The sequence below is a fragment of the Bacillus sp. AC266 genome, assembly GCF_979253805.1.
The window spans coordinates 1-243 of record NZ_CEEDEC010000064.1 but is presented as its reverse complement, the minus strand read 5'-3'; the positions used below and the strand labels follow the sequence as shown (position 1 = coordinate 243).

General features: G+C 42.8%; 1 pseudogene. It reads left to right on the top strand.

Annotated elements, in window-relative coordinates:
- A pseudogene (locus AC0IXC_RS29330) lies at positions 1–243 on the top strand (aminomethyl-transferring glycine dehydrogenase subunit GcvPB); the annotation flags it as partial.

The following is a 243-nucleotide window of genomic DNA, read 5'->3' as shown; positions in this document are numbered from 1 at the left end:
TAACGCAGGCGGTAAATTATACTATGATGGTGCAAACTTAAATGCGGTATTAAGCCAAGCACGCCCAGGAGTTATGGGATTTGACGTTGTGCATTTAAACCTACATAAAACATTTACAGGTCCGCATGGCGGCGGTGGTCCAGGTTCTGGTCCAGTAGGTGTGAAAGCTTATTTAATTCCGTACTTACCAAAGCCGATTTTAGAGAAAACGGAAAATGGCTATCACTTTAACTATGATCGTCC